Origin of the sequence: Streptomyces sp. XM4193 (assembly GCF_023072595.1) — a bacterium.
Taxonomy (GTDB): Bacteria; Actinomycetota; Actinomycetes; order Streptomycetales; family Streptomycetaceae; genus Streptomyces.
This window is the reverse complement of the sequence record NZ_JALLGK010000007.1, coordinates 17,266-30,037: the sequence shown is the minus strand read 5'-3', so window position 1 is coordinate 30,037 and position 12,772 is coordinate 17,266. Positions and strand designations below refer to the sequence as shown.

Here is a 12,772-nt window from a genome sequence, read left to right as displayed (position 1 = left end):
CGGGGCGGACGCGGTGGACAGGCCGTCCGCCCTTGCGGTGAGATGGCCCGATGGCGACCGACCTGCACTCCACCGACGGGCTGACCCGCGAGTTCGAGGAGCATCGCGCGGTGCTCACCGCGGTCGCCTACCGGATGCTCGGCCGGATCGTGGACGCCGAGGACACCGTCCAGGACGCGTGGCTGCGGTGGGCCTCCGCCGACCGCGGGGACGTTGCCGAGCCGCGCGCGTACTTGGTGCGGATCACCACCCGGCTCGCGCTGGACCGGCTCCGCCAGGCACAGACCCGCAGAGAGAGCTACGTCGGCCCCTGGCTGCCCGAGCCGCTGGTGACCGATTCCGGGCCGACCGTCCAGGACTCCGCCGAGCGCCTGCTGTCCGCCGAGTCCGTGTCGATGGCGATGCTGGTCGTGCTGGAGTCGCTCTCCCCGCTGGAGCGCGCGGTGTTCGTGCTCCGCGAGGCGTTCGGCTACCCCTACGCCGAGATCGCCCGCATCCTGGAGCGCGGCGAGCCGGCAGTCCGGCAGCTGGGCGCCCGGGCTCGTCGACACGTCGAATCCGGCACCCCGCGCTACACCGTCGATCCGCAGGAGCGCCGCGACCTCACCGAGCGCTTCCTGAGCGCGGCCGCCGGCGGGGACCTGCAGGCGCTGCTCGCCCTGCTCGCCCCCGACGTGAGCCTGGTCGGCGACGGCGGTGGCAACGCCAAGGCCCCGCGCCGCATCATCGAGACCGCGGACAAGGTCGGCCGGTTCATCGCCGCCGTGGCGCAGCAGGCTGTCGGCAACGGCGAGGTGCGCCTCGTCGAGTTCAACTGCGCCACCGCGGTCGTCTTCCTGGTGGATGGCCGGGTGCGGCAGGCCGCGCAGATCGAGGTCGCCGACGGTCTGATCCAGCGCCTCTACCTGTGGACGAACCCCGAGAAGGTCGGCCCCATCAACGTCCAGCTGCAGCGGTGGAGTTGAGCCGGCGCCGAGCCGCGCTCACAGACCTCCGGCCACTCGCAGCACCGCGCCACTGGTGTACGAGGCGTCCGGCGAGAGCAGCCACGCAACCGCCCCCGCGACCTCCTGGGCCTCACCGGGCCGCCCCATCGGCACCCGGTCGCTCTTGCGCCAAGGTCGCTGCGCGTCCCCCATCGCGGCGTGGATGTCGGTGAGGATCATGCCCGGCTGCACCGAGTTGACCCGCACTCCCTGCGGCGCGAGCTCCTTGGCCAGACCCACCGTCAGTGCGTCGACCGCCGCCTTGCTCGCGGCGTAGTGGACGTACTCGTCGGGACTGCCGACCGTGGCCGCCGCCGAGGAGATGTTGACCATCGCGCCGCCCTGCCCGCCGCACTCGCGCGACATCTCCCGCGCCGCCCGCCGGGCGCAGTAGAGGGCACCGAGCACATTGACCTCCACCACACGCCGCATGGTGGACGCGGGCGTCGTGGTGAAAGCGCCCAACGGCCCGGTGATCCCCGCGTTGTTGACGAACCCGGTGGGCGCGCCGAGCGCCTCCACGGCCCGGTCGAAGAACGACTCGACCTCCTCCTCGGACCCCGTGTCGACCCGGAAGGCGTACGCGCGACGGCCGAGTTCCCGTACCCGCGCGACCGTGCTCTCGGCGGCGGATTCATCGCGCTCGTACCCGATGACCAGATCGTGACCTTCGTGACCGAGCCGGACGGCGATCGCCGCGCCGATTCCCCTGCTGCCACCGGTGACCACCGTGACCTGCCGCGTCATCCCTGAACCTCCTCAGCAAGCGGGGCCGCGCCGGCCCCGTCGACGCAGCGACGCTACACCGCGGCGCCCCATCGGCCGTTGGGAGGAAGGGAATTGGTCTTGACCAAGTTGACAGCCCGACCTATCGTCCTAGGCATACGCAACAACCTTTAAGAAACAAGCTCACATATCGCGGCGGCGACAGCGACAGCGGAGGCACAGGTGGCGACCACACAGCTGGAGGCACTTCCCGAGCCCAAGTACTGGCATCTGAAGACAGCGCTGAGCGAGGCGCTGGACACCGAGTTCGCGGTCGGCCAGATCCTGCCCAACGAGCGTGATCTCGCCGCGCGTTACGGCGTCGCCCGCGCGACCCTGCGCCAGGCGCTGGAGCAGTTGGAGCTCGAAGGCAGACTGCAGCGCCGCAGAGGCGTGGGCACCACCGTCTCGCCGCCGCGCGTGGGCGTCGACGTCTCGCCCGCCCCGGACCGCTGGCCCGGAGAGCCGGGGGACGCCTGGCAGACGGAGAGCGCGTCCTGCCCCGCCGCGCCCGCCCAGATCGCGCAGCTGCTCGGCCTCGCGACCGCAGAGCCCGTCCACGCCGTACGCCGCACCCGCGCCGCACACAGCCAGTCCGTCGCCACCGAGCTGGTCTACGTGCCCACCCGCGACCTGCCCGCGGGGCAGGAGGCGGAGGCGATCCTCGCCACCCTGCACCGCCGCGACCTCAAGGGCCAGGAGCGCACCGTGGAGCTGGGCTCCGCCAAGGCCGAGGACGCACGGCTGCTCGACCGGCTGCCGGGCGCACCCGTCCTGGTCGTCACCACCCGCTACCTCACGGAGCAGGGCACCGCGGCGGTCGCCGTCGCCACCTACCGGGCCGACACCTGCCGTCTGACCTTCGGCGACTCCGGCGCGATGCGGCTGCTCGCCGGCTGACCGCTCGTCACCGGCCGCCCGAGCGACCTGCCTTCGGCCGCCCACCGCACACGCGGTGGGCGGCCGAAGTCGTACTCCTCGCGGACTCCAGGCCCTAGGTGGACTCCACCACGAACAGCTGCTCCTCCACGAGATCGAGCGCCAGCCTGAGCGCCCCCACAGCCACCGCGTCCTCGCCCAGCTCCGACAGCGCCACCCGCGGCGGACGCAGACAGTAGCGCTCCAGCTCGGTCCGCAGCGGATCCAGCAGGCCGTCCAGCCCCGCCGCCCACCCGCCCACGACGACCAGCTCCGGGTCCAGCGCCAGTACCAGCGCCGCCACATCGTGCACCAGGCGGTGGATGAATCGTTCCACCGCCTGCTCGGCCCGTTCGTCCCCCGAGCGCGCCAGCGCGAACACCTCGGCCACCGCTGCCTCGTCCAGCGGATGCAGCGGCTCGCCCGTCGTCGACAGCAGCCGCTCGGGGAACGCCTCGCGGCCGAGCAGATGCAGCGCCCCGATCTCACCCGCCGCGCCGCCGAAGCCGCGGTGCAGCCGCCCGCCGATGAGCGAGCCCGCGCCCGGACTCAGCCCGGCCATCACCATCACCACATCGGTGCAACCGGCCGCCACCCCCTGCCAACGCTCGGCCACCACCGCGGCGTTGGCGTCGTTCTCCACCAGAACCGGGCAGCGGAACGTCCGCCTCAGCCGCTCGCCGAGCGGAAGCCCCGTCCACCCCGGCAGCGCGGTGCTGAGCCGCATGCTGCCGTCCGCCCGCACGATCCCGGGGGTGCCCACGCCCACCGCCCGCAGCGTCGAGCGGGCCACGGCGCAACTGCTCACCAGCTCCAGCGCGTTGGCCGCGGCAAGCTCCAACCGCTCCTCGGCGTCCGCCTGTTCGGAGACCGGCCGCTCCGCACGGTCCAGCCGCGCCCCGGCGAGGTCGGAGAGCACCGCCGAGACCCGGTGCGGGCCGATCTCGATGCCCAACAGATGCCCCGCCTCCGCGCGGAAGCGGTACCTGCGGGCCGGACGACCCTGCCGACGCAGCTCACCGGGCGCGTCGGCACACTCCGCGGCCAGGCCCGCCACCTGCAGACCCTCCATGATGCCCTCGACCGTGGGACGCGAGAGCCCGGTGCCGCGCACCAGCTCCGTCAGCGTCAACGCGTCGGTGGCCGACCGCAGCGCCCGCAGGACGACCGTGGCGTTGATGCGCCGCAACAGCGAGGGATCCCCGCCGGTGAGCCTCCCCAACTTTCCGCCTCCTGACCTGCACACGTGTTGCGGGATCGTATCCGCTACGGGCGGAGGGAGCGAGAGCCGGAAGAAGTGTCACCCGCTGTCGTCCGAGCGGTCGCCCAGCGCGACGGCCGCCAGCCGCCCGTACGCCGCCACCAGAGCCTCGATGGTCCAACTGGCGTTCAGGCCACTGGGGTTGGGCAACACCCACACGCCGGTGGCGCCGATCGTCCGCTCCTGCGGCCCCACCCGCGCCCCGCGCTCCCCGAAGGCAGTCCGGTACGCGCCGATGCCCGCGACCGCGAGCCATCGCGGCGCGCACCGCCCGACGGTCGCCACCAGCCGCTCGCCGCCCGCTCGCAGCTCGTCCGCAGAGAGCTCCGAGGCCTTGGCACTGGGCCTGGCGACCACATTGGTGATGCCGACGCCGTACGAGGGCAACTCCCACTGCTGTGCGGGCTCCAGTTGCCGATCGGTGAAGCCGGCGCGGTGCAGCACCGGCCAGAAGCGATTGCCGGGACGGGCGAAGTGGTGGCCGGTCGCCGCCGACAGCAGCCCCGGATTGATGCCGCAGAACAGCACCCGCAACCCCTCGCCGAGCACGTCCGGGACCTCGCCGCCGGCCTGCACCGCACTGTCCGCCCGCGCCGCGCCGCCGGCGGTCCGCTCCCCTCCGGCCCCGCGCGGGCTCAGAGAATCGCCCCCGGGCGGTACGCCGCGGCACGCGGGTGCCGCGCGGTGATCTCCTCGATCCGGGTCAGAACCTGCACCACCTGGCCGGCCGCGGCGCCGGTGAACGCCAGCCGGTCCGCGAGCAGCTCCGTCAACTGCGCGCGGTCCAGCGGGATCCGCTCGTCGTCGGCGAGCCGGTCCAGCAGCTCGTTGCGCTCCGCACCCGCGCGCAGCGCCAGCGCGGAGGCCACCGCGTGCTCCTTGATCACCTCGTGCGCCGTCTCCCGGCCCACCCCTGCCCGCACCGCGGCCATCAGCACCTTGGTGGTCGCCAGGAACGGCAGATAGCGGTCGAGCTCCCGCTCCACCACCGCGGGGAAGGCGCCGAACTCCTCCAGCACCGTCAGGAACGTCTCCAGCAGGCCGTCCAGTGCGAAGAACGCGTCCGGCAGCGCCACCCGGCGCACCACCGAACACGACACATCGCCCTCGTTCCACTGGTCGCCGGCGAGCTCGCCGACCATCGAGGCGTAGCCGCGCAGGATCACCGCGAAGCCGTTGACCCGCTCGCAGGAACGGGTGTTCATCTTGTGCGGCATCGCCGACGAGCCGACCTGGCCCTCCTTGAAGCCTTCCGTCACCAGCTCCTGCCCGGCCATCAGCCGGATCGTCCGGGCCAGCGAGGAGGGCGCGGCGGCAAGCTGCACCAGCGAGGTCACCACGTCGTAGTCCAGCGACCGCGGGTAGACCTGACCCACCGAGGTGAAGGACCGGCCGAAGCCCAGATGCGCGGCGACCCGCTGCTCCAGCTCGGCCAGCCGCTCCTCGTCGCCGCCCAGCAGATCCAGCATGTCCTGCGCGGTGCCCACCGGGCCCTTGATGCCGCGCAGCGGATAGCGCGCCAGCAGCTCCTCCACCCGCTCGTACGCCACCAGCAGCTCGTCCGAGGCGGAGGCGAAACGCTTGCCGAGAGTCGTCGCCTGCGCCGCGACATTGTGCGAACGGCCCGCCATCACCAGCGCCGCGTGCTCACCGGCCAGCGACCCCAGGCGTGCCAGCAGCGCGACCGTGCGGTCGCGCACCAGCTCCAGCGAGAGCCGGATCTGCAACTGCTCGACGTTCTCGGTCAGATCCCGCGAGGTCATTCCCTTGTGGACCTGCTCGTGGCCCGCGAGCGCGTTGAACTCCTCGATCCGGGCCTTCACATCGTGCCGGGTGACCCGCTCGCGCTCGGCGATCGAGGCGAGATCCACACTGTCCAGCACCCGCTCGTAGTCCGCGATGGCCGACTCGGGCACCTCCACACCCAGGTCCTGCTGGGCCCGCAGCACCGCGACCCACAGTCGGCGCTCCAGGCGCACCTTGTGCTCGGGAGACCACAACTGGGCCAGATCGGCGGAGGCGTAGCGGTTGGCCAGGACGTTCGGGATACGCGGCTTGTCAGTCACGACTGGGGATTCTACGGGGTGTCCTCGCAGGCCACGGGCGCGAGGTCGGGCCGCTTGGGCCCCCGCCCGTCACCCGAGGAACGCCCGGTGAGCCGCCGCCCCACCCAGGGCAGCAGATACTGGCGGGCGAACTGCGCGTCCGCCCGGCGCCGTGCGCCCCAACCGGCCGCCGGCTCGTCGGGGACCGGCTGCCGCCAGTCGAACTCCGCCGGATGCCCCAGCCGCTCCCACACCGCCTCGGCCACCCGCCGGTGCCCCTCGGTCGTCAGATGAAGCCGGTCCTCGTACCACAGCCGCGGATCGCTGAGCGCGCCGGCGGCGTACAGGTCCACCACCAGCGCCCCGTGCTCGACGGCGAGACCGTCGATGAAGTCGAACAGCTCCTCCATGCGCGGCCGGTAGCGCTCCAGCACCGGGCCCTGGCGGCCCGGGCTGCGCATCAGCACCAGCTGCCCGCAGGTCGGCGCGAGAGTGGCGACCGCCTCCTCCAGTAGACCGCACACCCGCGCCATGTCGCAGCTCGGGCGCAGCACGTCGTTGAGCCCGCCGACCAGCGTCACCAGGTCGGCGTTCATCGCCGCTGCCGGCGCCACCTGGTCCTCGACGATCTGACCGATCAGCTTGCCGCGCACCGCGAGGTTCGCGTAGCGCATTCCCTCGGTGCGGTCGGCGAGCCGGGCGGCGAGCAGATCCGCCCAGCCCCGGTAACCGTCGCCGATCGGCGCGTGATCGGACATGCCCTCGGTGAAGGAGTCACCGAGAGCGACGAAACTGCGGATTTCAGGTGTCTTCTCCATGGCCCGGCCATGCTAACCAATTGCCTCGGTCAACCGGTTTCCGCGGTCCCGCTCCCAGCACGCACACGCCCCGAAGCACGGACAAGCCAGGCAGCATCCACAAGCCCGGCCCCGGCCCGCTACCCCGGAGGGGTGTGGCCGACCAGCTCGCGCAGCACGTCCTCCATCGTCACCAGACCCGCCGGCTGTCCGTCCTGACCGACCACGGCGGCCAGATGCGTACCGCTGCCGCGCATCGCGCCCAGTACGTCGTCCAGCGGCGTCTGCGCCCGCACCCGCGCGATCGGACGCAGCGCCCCCACCGGGAACGGCTGCTGCCGGTTCTCCGACTCCAGCGCGTCCTTCACGTGCAGATAGCCCACCGCGCGCCCGGTGCCGTCGACCACCGGGAACCGGGAGAAGCCCGAGCTCGCCGAGAGCCGCTCCAACTGCTCCGGAGTGACGCCCAGCCGTGCCGCCACCACCCGCGCACTGGGCCGCACCACCTCCGCCACCGGACGGCGACCGAGCTCCAGCGCGTCCCGCAGACGCTCGGTGGCCCGCTCGTCCAGCAGGCCGGCGGCGCGGGAGTCCGAGACCATCCGCGCCAGCTCGTCGTCCGAGAACGTCGCCTCCACCTCGTTCTTCGGCTCCACCCGCAACAGCTTCAGCAGCGCGTTCGCAAAGGCGTTGACGGTGAAGACCACCGGACGCAGCGCCCGCGTCAGTGCCACCAGCGGCGGCCCCAGCACCAGCGCGGTGCGCACCGGCTCCGCCAGCGCGATGTTCTTCGGCACCATCTCGCCGAAGAGCATGTGCAGATACGTCGCCAGCGACAGCGCCACCACGAAGGAGATCGTGTGGCCCAGCGCCCCGCCCACACCCATCGCGTGGAACGCCGGCTCCAACAGATGCTCGATCGCCGGCTCGGCGACACCGCCGAGCACCAGAGTGGTCAGGGTGATGCCCAACTGCGCCGTCGCCATCACCGCGGACAGGTGCTCCAGGCCCCACAGGGTGCTCCGCGCCCCCCGCTCGCCCTCCTCCACCCGCGGCTCGATCTGGCTCCTGCGCACCGAGATCAACGCGAACTCCGCGCCGACGAACAACCCGCCCAGCACGATCATCAGCACACCGAGGAACAACTGCACGAACGTCATGCCCCGACCTCCCCGGCCGACTCCGGCCCGTCCTCGGCAACCGGCGCCACCAGCCGCACCCGCGCCGCCCGCCGACCGGTCGCGTCGGTCACCGACAGCCGCCAACCGGCCACCACGATCTCGTCCCCGACCCGCGGAATGCGGCCAAGCTCCGTCGCCACCAGACCCGCCAACGTCTCGTACGGGCCGTCCGGCGCGCGCAGTCCGATGGTCTCCAACTGGTCGGTGCGGGCCGCGCCGTCCGCGTCGTAGCGCTCCTGCCCCTGCGGGTCGGCGCCCAGCGGCGCCAGATCGGGGGTCTCCTGCGGGTCGTGCTCGTCCCGCACCTCGCCGACGACCTCCTCGACGATGTCCTCCAGCGTGACCACACCCGCCGTGCCGCCGTACTCGTCGATGACCACCGCGAGACTGCGGGCCTCGGTCAGCCGATCCAGCAACCGGTCCACGGTCAGCGACTCCGGCACCAGCAGCGGCTCGCGCAGCAGCTCGGTGATCGGCTGCCGGGCGCGCAGCTCGGCCGGGACGGCGAGCACGTCCTTGATGTGCACGACCCCCACCACCGTGTCCAGGCTCTCCCGGAACACCGGGAAGCGGGAGAGACCGGTGGCGCGGGTGGCGTTCGCGACATCCTCAGCCTTCGCCTGCACCTCCAGCGCGGTGACCTGCACCCGCGGAGTCATCACGTTCTCCGCGGTCAGCTCCGCCAGGTGCAGGGTGCGCACGAACAGCTCCGCGGAGTCCGCCTCCAGCGCGCCCTCCTTGGCCGAGTGCCGGGCGAGCGCCACCAGTTCCTGCGGCGAACGCGCCGACGCCAGCTCCTCAGTCGGCTCCACACCGGCGGCCCGGACCGTGCGGTTGGCCGTGTTGTTCAGATGCCGGATCAGCGGGCGGAAGGCCGTCGCGAAAGCACGGTGCGGAGTGGCGATCCGCCGCGCCACCGGCAGCGGCTGCGAGATGGCCCAGTTCTTCGGCACCAGTTCGCCGATCACCATCAGCACCATCGTTGCGATGACGACGCCCAGCACCAGAGCGGTGGAGGACGCGACAGCGGCCGGCAGGCCGATCGAACGCAGCGGACCCGACAGCAGCGCGGCGATGGAGGGCTCGGCCAGCATGCCGATCAGCAGCCCGGTGACCGTGATGCCCAGCTGCGCGGCCGAGAGCTGGAAGGTCAGTGAACGCACGGCCTTCAGCGCGCTCTCCGCGCCGGCCTCGTGCTCGGCGGCGGCCTTCTCCAACACGCTGCGCTCGACGGTGGTCAGCGAGAACTCGGCCGCCACGAACAGTCCGCACGCCAGCGTCAGCAGCAGGGCGACAGCCAGCAGCAGCATCTCGGTCACCGTGCCACCCCCCTCGGCTCGGCGCTCAGCGGGGGCAGAGCGGTGGCCGCACGGGGGAGAGGTGCGGGAGGAAGCGGGTTACCGGGACTGGGAAGCTCGTCCATGGACGGACGCCGACCCCTTTCACATGATCCGCAGGAGTGATACGGCACCAGAGTACGGGAGCTGTCCGATGCGCCGCCGGTGGGAGGAGGTGCGAACGGTGCGCGTCACAACGGCTTGACCCAGCGCGACCACTGCGGCTCCCGCCGGTAACCGGCCGAGTGCCAGGCACGGTGCGCTCCCTCGTTGCGGTCGAGCACCATCGCGTCGCCGCGCCTGCCCCCGAGGGCGGCGAACCGCTCCTCGGCCGCCGCCAGCAGCGCCGAGGAGACGCCCCTGCGCCGCAGCTCGGGAGCGGCGGCCAATCTGTACAGATGACAGCGCCAGCCGTCGAAACCCGCGATGACCGTCCCCGCCAGCTCGCCCTCCGACTCCGCGAGCAACAGCGCCTGCGGATCGCGAGTGATCAGCCGCAGCACACCGTCCTCGTCGTCGCTGATGCTCACGCCCTCGGCCGCGCGGCGCCAGAAGGCGAGGATTTGCGCCGCCTCGTCGGCCCGGGCGGGGCGCACCCGGACCTCTGCCGGGGGCGTACGGGCCGCCAGGCCGGGATCGGGCGGGCCCGCCGCAGCGGCCGGTTCGGCGGGGCCGGGTCCTTGGGGGAGGCCGGAGGCGGTGCGGCGTGCGCTGTGCATACCGCCGATCCCAGCACCGTCGGCCCGCCCCTGTCGAGCGAGTTGATGCGCCTCGCACCCGTCTCAGTGCCCGGCGAGCTCCTCGACGACCGGGGCGAACGCCCTCATGTCGGGGCTGAGAACGGTGAAGTAGGAGAACCCGAAGCGCTCCCGGTGGGCCCGCAGCTGCTCGGCGATCTGCGCGGCGGTGCCGAGGAGCAGCCCGGGGTGGTCCAGCAACTGGTCCACGCTCAGCCCAGGTCCCAGCTCCGCCAGCCGTTCGGCCGCCGCGCGCCGGTCGCCGGTGATCTCGACCTTCTGCACCAGCAGGTTGAGCTCTGCCGGCTGGCTCCTGCCGGCCTCGAACCCGCGGTAGACGGCGAGGCGTTCGGCCAGGGCCTGCGGGGCGATCAGCCCGAGCGTGCCGGGCGCGGCTCCCGGCACCTGGCGCGCGGCGGTGAAGGCCGCGGTCCGGGCGTGCCGTGCGGCGAGCCGGAGCAGCCGGTCCCCGTTGCCGCCGAGCAGCAGCGGCAACGGGGACTGCACGGGCGCCGGCGCATGGTCGGGATCGTCCAGCAGCCGCTCCAGCTCCGTCACCAGGTGGGTGAGGGCGTCCACCCGCTCGCCGGGGGTGCCGAACGGCAGTCCGGCCTCGTCGTGCTCCGCCTTCACATAGCCCGCGCCGAGCCCCAACTCCAGGCGACCGCCGGTCAGTCGGTCGGTGGTCGCCACCTCGCGCGCCAGCAGGGCGGGGTTCCACAGACCGGCGTTGAGGACGAAGGTGCCCACCCTTGGCCGCTCCGTCGCCTCGGCCGCCGCCACGAGCGAGGGGAACGGCGCGGGCATCCCCAGATGGTCCGGCACCAGCAGGACGTCGAACCCGATCGACTCCGCCGTACGGCACTGCGCGGCCCACGCCGCCCGGTCCGGAGGCGCGAGCATGTTGATGCCGAAGCGGAAGGGTGTGGTCATCGGTTCAACTCCGCAGTCAGTCGGGGCACGGGCGTCGTGAGGGACAGCTCCCCACGACGGTGTCCTGTTCCCGAACGGACACTCGTACACCCGTGCACGGTCCGCCGCGAGTGAACGCGCCCGTACCCTCTGCCCGGCCTCGGCCGCCTGCCGGCTCGCGGCGCGGGTGCGCGGGTGTGCGGGGCCGCGGAGGCGGGCATTGCCCGTGATAGCGGTTCGGCGCTAGCATCGAGTCATGGCGAAGACACAGCTGAACGTCCGCGTGGAGGAATCCACCGCCGACACCGCACGCGAGCGCGCACTCCAGCGCGGTGTGAGCGTCAATCGCTACATCGAAGAGCTGGTGCTACGCGAGGCCGGCGAGGCCGGGCAGACCTTCGTCGACTCCGCCGCCGACTTCATGAAGCAGTACGAGTCGGTGTTCGCCGACGAGCTCGGCAGCGCGGGCGAGGGGCGACAGCACGGGTGACGCTGCGCATAGACCTCGCCTGGCTGCTGATGGTGGCCGAGGGACGGACACCCGGCGATCCGAGGATCACCGACTACGGTGCCCTGATCGCCGCCGTCAGCCGCCACCAGGCGGCCGTCTTCGACCAGCCGGTCTACCGCGACCCCGTCGAGCGCGCCGCAGCCCTCCTCCAACAACTCCTGCACATCCCGGCGTTGGAGCGTTCCAACGCGATGTTCGCGACCGCCGTGGCCTACGGATACCTCGTCGCCAGCGGCCTCAGGGTGACCACCTCCCCGGAGCAGGTGCGCGACCTGGCCAAGCTGGTCAAGCAGGACGCCGCCGAACTGCCGGTCATCACCGCCGAACTCCGGAGCTGGATCGCCGGCCACCCCTGACCGCGGCCCGCGCGGTGTGCGCCGTCCGTGGCGTCCGTCGCACGGGCGTGCGGCCTGTCGAGGGCGCGTGCGGCAGGCTCCCCGAGGGTCACGCCGGCCGCACGCCGCCCGCGGAGACTGGCTCGTCGTACGCGGCGCGCGGTGCGTACGGGGCGTGCCAACTCCCGTACAGCTGCGGCGCCAACCAGCCCGGCGCGCGCCCCGAGAAGTCCTCCATCTCCGCCGCGCCCTGCGGCAGTACGCCACGCAGCGGCGCCCCGCAGACCGTGGGCAGATCGGTGAGGTTGCACCGCTCCGCCAGACCGGGGCTCTCGGGCAGGCTTCCGACCACCACCCCGGCACACTCCAGGCCGCGGGCCCGCAGCGCCTCGGCGGTCAGCGCCGTCGCGTTGAGCGTGCCCAGGCCCGCCGCCGCCACCACGAGTACGGGGGCGCCGAGCAGCCCGGCGACATCGGCCACCGTGCCGCCGCGGTCGTCCAGGTGCACCAGCAGTCCGCCCGCGCCCTCCACCAGCACCAGATCGTGGGTGCGCGCCAACTCCCGTGCGGCGTGCGCCGCCTGTTCGGGACCCACCGGTGGCAGCCCGGCGCGGCGCGCCGCGGTGGCCGGCGCCAGGGGGTCGGGGAAACGCGCCAACTCCACGCCGTGCGCAGTGCCCCGGGTCAGCCGCACCACCTCGGCGACGTCTCCGGGCTCGTCCGCGCACACCCCGGTCTGAGCCGGCTTGAGCACCGCGACCGTGTGGCCCTGTGCCGCTGCGGCGGCGGCCAGGGCCGCGGTTACCACTGTCTTGCCGACTCCGGTGCCCGTTCCGGTGACCACCAACGTCCGGCGTCCGGCGCCCGGTTCACCCGCCGCCGGCGCACCGCCCACGGTCCCGGCGGACCGCGGACCGCCGCGCGCAGCGCCACACCGATCGTCGTGCCGACCGTCCTGCGGGACGGGGCTGCCACGACCGCCGGCGC

General features: G+C 73.0%; 14 protein-coding genes. 4 read left to right on the top strand and 10 right to left on the bottom strand.

The genetic code is table 11. From position 1 onward, the window contains the following. The first annotated feature begins 50 nt into the window (after positions 1–50). Positions 51–965, top strand: coding sequence for an RNA polymerase sigma-70 factor (locus MTQ01_RS18605; protein WP_247491765.1), 915 nt, complete (start codon positions 51–53; stop codon positions 963–965). A gap of 18 nt (positions 966–983) precedes the next feature. Here the strand turns inward: MTQ01_RS18605 and MTQ01_RS18600 are convergent, their stop codons facing one another. Beyond that, positions 984–1,733 carry an SDR family oxidoreductase gene (locus MTQ01_RS18600; protein ID WP_247491764.1) on the bottom strand — a complete coding sequence of 250 codons (750 nt, stop codon included), beginning with the start codon at positions 1,731–1,733 and terminating at the stop codon, positions 984–986. Between the two features lie 201 nt (positions 1,734–1,934). Here MTQ01_RS18600 and MTQ01_RS18595 point away from each other — a divergent pair, with 201 nt between their 5' ends. Further along, positions 1,935–2,651: a GntR family transcriptional regulator gene (locus tag MTQ01_RS18595; RefSeq protein WP_247491763.1), complete on the top strand. Its 717-nt coding sequence runs from the start codon at positions 1,935–1,937 to the stop codon at positions 2,649–2,651. 94 nt (positions 2,652–2,745) lie between these two features. Here MTQ01_RS18595 and MTQ01_RS18590 read toward each other — a convergent pair whose 3' ends face one another. The 8 genes from MTQ01_RS18590 to MTQ01_RS18555 all read right to left on the bottom strand — a co-directional run bounded on the left by MTQ01_RS18590 (position 2,746) and on the right by MTQ01_RS18555 (position 10,960). Then, positions 2,746–3,891, bottom strand: coding sequence for an ROK family transcriptional regulator (locus tag MTQ01_RS18590; RefSeq protein WP_247491761.1), 1,146 nt, complete (start codon positions 3,889–3,891; stop codon positions 2,746–2,748). 78 nt (positions 3,892–3,969) lie between these two features. Then, entirely contained in the window at positions 3,970–4,506 is a 537-nt protein-coding gene (gene mug / locus MTQ01_RS18585; protein WP_247491760.1) for a G/U mismatch-specific DNA glycosylase, read from the bottom strand. Positions 4,507–4,565: 59 nt separating this feature from the next. After that, positions 4,566–5,996 (bottom strand): adenylosuccinate lyase, encoded by a 1,431-nt coding sequence (purB, locus tag MTQ01_RS18580; protein WP_247491758.1) that lies wholly within the window; start codon positions 5,994–5,996, stop codon positions 4,566–4,568. Positions 5,997–6,007: 11 nt separating this feature from the next. Further along, a complete protein-coding gene (locus tag MTQ01_RS18575; protein ID WP_247491757.1) occupies positions 6,008–6,793 on the bottom strand; it encodes an SGNH/GDSL hydrolase family protein in 786 nt (261 codons plus the stop codon). A gap of 119 nt (positions 6,794–6,912) precedes the next feature. Then, the gene (locus tag MTQ01_RS18570) at positions 6,913–7,932 is read right to left on the bottom strand and encodes a hemolysin family protein (RefSeq protein ID WP_247491756.1); all 1,020 of its coding nucleotides are present in this window, start codon (positions 7,930–7,932) and stop codon (positions 6,913–6,915) included. Beyond that, the gene (locus tag MTQ01_RS18565; RefSeq protein ID WP_247491755.1) at positions 7,929–9,272 is read right to left on the bottom strand and encodes a hemolysin family protein; all 1,344 of its coding nucleotides are present in this window, start codon (positions 9,270–9,272) and stop codon (positions 7,929–7,931) included. The genes MTQ01_RS18570 and MTQ01_RS18565 overlap by 4 nt, the downstream gene beginning before the upstream one ends. Before the next feature lie 209 nt (positions 9,273–9,481). Further along, complete coding sequence (locus MTQ01_RS18560; protein ID WP_247491967.1) at positions 9,482–9,886, bottom strand: GNAT family N-acetyltransferase; 405 nt, start codon at positions 9,884–9,886, stop codon at positions 9,482–9,484. Positions 9,887–10,072: 186 nt separating this feature from the next. Next, positions 10,073–10,960, bottom strand: a complete 888-nt coding sequence (locus tag MTQ01_RS18555) for a TIGR03621 family F420-dependent LLM class oxidoreductase (RefSeq protein ID WP_247491754.1) — start codon at positions 10,958–10,960, stop codon at positions 10,073–10,075. A gap of 235 nt (positions 10,961–11,195) precedes the next feature. Here MTQ01_RS18555 and MTQ01_RS18550 point away from each other — a divergent pair, with 235 nt between their 5' ends. Together MTQ01_RS18550 and MTQ01_RS18545 are read left to right on the top strand one after the other, a co-directional pair. Continuing rightward, positions 11,196–11,429, top strand: a complete 234-nt coding sequence (locus tag MTQ01_RS18550; protein ID WP_247491753.1) for an antitoxin — start codon at positions 11,196–11,198, stop codon at positions 11,427–11,429. Further along, positions 11,426–11,806 carry a fic family toxin-antitoxin system, toxin component gene (locus tag MTQ01_RS18545; protein WP_247491752.1) on the top strand — a complete coding sequence of 127 codons (381 nt, stop codon included), beginning with the start codon at positions 11,426–11,428 and terminating at the stop codon, positions 11,804–11,806. Before MTQ01_RS18550 ends, MTQ01_RS18545 begins: the two co-directional genes overlap by 4 nt. An 88-nt stretch (positions 11,807–11,894) precedes the next feature. Here MTQ01_RS18545 and bioD read toward each other — a convergent pair whose 3' ends face one another. After that, positions 11,895–12,632 (bottom strand): dethiobiotin synthase, encoded by a 738-nt coding sequence (bioD, locus tag MTQ01_RS18540; protein ID WP_282613871.1) that lies wholly within the window; start codon positions 12,630–12,632, stop codon positions 11,895–11,897. Between the last annotated feature and the right edge of the window lie 140 nt (positions 12,633–12,772).

Excerpts from the sequence above, each read along its gene's own strand:
- MTQ01_RS18605 (WP_247491765.1), top strand. The coding sequence starts at position 51 with ATGGCGACCGACCTGCACTCCACCGACGGGCTGACCCGCGAGTTCGAG.
- MTQ01_RS18570 (WP_247491756.1), bottom strand. The coding sequence starts at position 7,932 with ATGACGTTCGTGCAGTTGTTCCTCGGTGTGCTGATGATCGTGCTGGGC.
- MTQ01_RS18555 (WP_247491754.1), bottom strand. The coding sequence starts at position 10,960 with ATGACCACACCCTTCCGCTTCGGCATCAACATGCTCGCGCCTCCGGAC.
- MTQ01_RS18600 (WP_247491764.1), bottom strand. The coding sequence starts at position 1,733 with ATGACGCGGCAGGTCACGGTGGTCACCGGTGGCAGCAGGGGAATCGGC.
- MTQ01_RS18550 (WP_247491753.1), top strand. The coding sequence starts at position 11,196 with ATGGCGAAGACACAGCTGAACGTCCGCGTGGAGGAATCCACCGCCGAC.
- MTQ01_RS18575 (WP_247491757.1), bottom strand. The coding sequence starts at position 6,793 with ATGGAGAAGACACCTGAAATCCGCAGTTTCGTCGCTCTCGGTGACTCC.